General features: G+C 51.8%; 2 protein-coding genes and 1 pseudogene. 1 reads left to right on the top strand and 2 read right to left on the bottom strand.

What is annotated here, in order from left to right; all coding sequences use genetic code 11:
- A pseudogene (locus RMO52_RS09550) lies at positions 1-253 on the bottom strand (recombination protein RecR); the annotation flags it as partial.
- 22 nt (positions 254-275) lie between these two features.
- The gene (locus RMO52_RS09545) at positions 276-425 is read right to left on the bottom strand and encodes a hypothetical protein (RefSeq protein WP_310413360.1); all 150 of its coding nucleotides are present in this window, start codon (positions 423-425) and stop codon (positions 276-278) included.
- A gap of 73 nt (positions 426-498) precedes the next feature.
- Here RMO52_RS09545 and RMO52_RS09540 point away from each other — a divergent pair, with 73 nt between their 5' ends.
- Positions 499-2,289: a hypothetical protein gene (locus tag RMO52_RS09540; RefSeq protein WP_310413358.1), complete on the top strand. Its 1,791-nt coding sequence runs from the start codon at positions 499-501 to the stop codon at positions 2,287-2,289.
- Positions 2,290-2,569 lie beyond the last annotated feature (280 nt).

Raw genomic sequence — 2,569 nt, 5'->3', positions numbered from 1 at the left:
AACAAATCGATTGCGGATCGCGTTGGGGATTGCGACAGATATCGCAAACTGGTTCGGCGGAGAGGTGAAAACACACCTGACACAAGACGACCTGCTGTTTGGCCTCGATTAAAGCTTGGGCGAGTTGTTCGACCTCGGCTGAAGACCGTTTGAGAATGTGTAATGCCAACCGCTGAGCAGATTTAGGGCCTACTCCCGGCAATCGCTGTAATTGCTCGATTAGATTGGCAAGGGGACGCGTATAAGCCGTAATTCTTAGCTCCTAACGATCTAATCTATGGAGTAATATTGTATGTCAAAGCGCGATCGCCTCGCACTAAATTTTGCGGTGTGATGTCTACTCTGTTGCCACTGTAAAAGTTGCCGTCTACCCCCTTCCCACCCAAGCAATAGACATTCACCATCCACCATCCACCATCCACCATCTACTATCCACTATTCACTATTCACTATCCACTATTCATCGATGTACTTGCCTGTAGCTGGGTAGTTGTCGTAGTGACGATGTTATTTGGCGTGTTGCCGCTGCTGGCTTTTGCACAGACATCATTACCTTCGCTAGCTAGTCGGCTGGTGGGGGCGTTTGTGCGGACGGTAATGACGATCGCCATTGGGAGTATCATCTGGACGAAGTTGGGGTTATTTACCTGGCTCACAGCCGTATTGGTCTATGCGATCGGGCTGGGCATCGGTTGGATCGCCAGCCATCAGTGGCGAGCGCAACCGCAATTCGCTCAGCTAGGACAACAAATTGCGATCGCGACGATCGATATTTTCGATCGGGGCATTTCTGCGCCCCAACTGCGGCGATGGTGTTTATTACCGTGGCACGCGATGCAAGCGCGACTCGACGCTCGCTCCAAGCAATTAGTCCCCAAGGGGAAACCAGCAAGTGCAACCGCTCGTCGGCAGGGCTGGAGCCTACCACTAGTCATCCTCACCGCGATCGTCACGATCGCGATAATTAGTTCGACAGTCTGGCTGCGATTCGAGCATCCGCTGACCGAATTTCGCTACAGTCATCCCGATACCTACGGTCAGCTTCTGCTCACGCAACAGATTTTAGCGCGGGACTTGCCCACTAGCGATCGGTTGCCAATTTTTGCCAGTCTCGCCGCTTTTATCTCCGCCCTCAGTGGCGTTCACCCGATTCAAGTCGTCCATCTGCTAGGGGCGATCGTCGGTACGACGATCGTCTTGAGTATCGGCTATACCTGCGGCTCCCTGACTAAAAATGGTGCGGCAACTTTGGCTGCGACCTACAGCTTGGGAGCTTACCTATTTACCTGGCAACTGCCAATTTCGACGCGGTTGCCCCCGAGCGTGCAACAGTGTTTGAGCGTCCTGCGGGATACACTCGATCGCGGTCTAATTCGCACGTGGGCGGTCGGTGAGGTCGAACTTGGGGCACTATTTGCGATCTTAGCGATCGGCTGTAGCACGCAAATTGCCAGAGCCAGTCGGCGGACGGAAGCACTCATCAATACTCTCTGCTGCGTGCTATTGGTCGCCATCATCGCGCCCGAACTATTAATTTTGCTGCTGTTTGCGGGCTTTGGCAGCATCTTTGGCCGCCAAATGGCCTTCTTTACCGTTAGCGTGGCTTGGGTGGTTTTAGGGGTCTTAGCGGCGATTTCTGGCGGTTACTTCCCAACGTTCGGCAGTGTCTTAACCGTACTCCCGATCGGCTTGAGCTTACTAGTGGGGCTATTATTTAGCGCGATCGCGACGGCGGGGCGGTTACTATTGGCAAGTTGGTCGGCACCAGTTTGTTTGACGATTTTTATTGCCGTTACTCTGAACTTTTCGCTACCACCAGTACCCGCGATCGACTATCTCGAATATGACGCCACCGCCCGGAAAGCGGTAGAGATCGGTCATTTATTTCCCCATCATCAGTGGACGCTAGTCGCCCCCGTCGAGCAATTGGCGCAGGTATACGGTCGTGGCTGGTATGAAGATATCGCCCAATTTACCGCTAAATATCAAGAGCGCGTTGCTAGTCCCAGCTTTAATTTCCCCCATCAAACCACACTTCTGGTCATTACCGAAAAGCAACCCTTTATTCTCGATAAGCCGGAATATCCCGTTCCTTACTCAGTGCTGGTCGATCCGACCTATCGAAATTATCGCTCTCCCAGCGGTCGGACTAAGTTAGCCGCCGCTACACTACAATTGTGTGAAACCTACCGCCGCTATCATCCCGATAGCCGCATCTACTATGAAAACGATCGACTGCGGATCTATCAGTTTCGCCCCCAAGCTAACGCGCTAACCGCTCCCCCGTGAGTCACAATCGAGCGTGATGATACAAAAAGCCCCAACTTACCAATCGGCAAGTCAGGGACAAATAATCAGGGTGCATCTACCACTCCTATATCCACCCTTTCCCCCACCTTATCGGGATGAATTTAAATAATTAATTAATTCCCAGAAAAAGCCCCAACTTACCAACAGGCAAGTCAGGGACGAATAATCAGGGTGCATCTACCACTCCTATATCCACACACTCTCCACCCTTATCAGGACAAAATTAAATAATTAATTAATTCCCAGAAAAAGCCCCAAC

Source organism: Chamaesiphon sp. OTE_8_metabat_110, assembly GCF_031382685.1.
Classification (GTDB): domain Bacteria; phylum Cyanobacteriota; class Cyanobacteriia; order Cyanobacteriales; family Chamaesiphonaceae; genus Chamaesiphon.
This window is presented reverse-complemented; position numbering and strand designations above follow the sequence as displayed.

Excerpts from the sequence above, each read along its gene's own strand:
- RMO52_RS09545 (WP_310413360.1), bottom strand. The coding sequence starts at position 425 with ATGGTGGATGGTGGATGGTGGATGGTGAATGTCTATTGCTTGGGTGGG.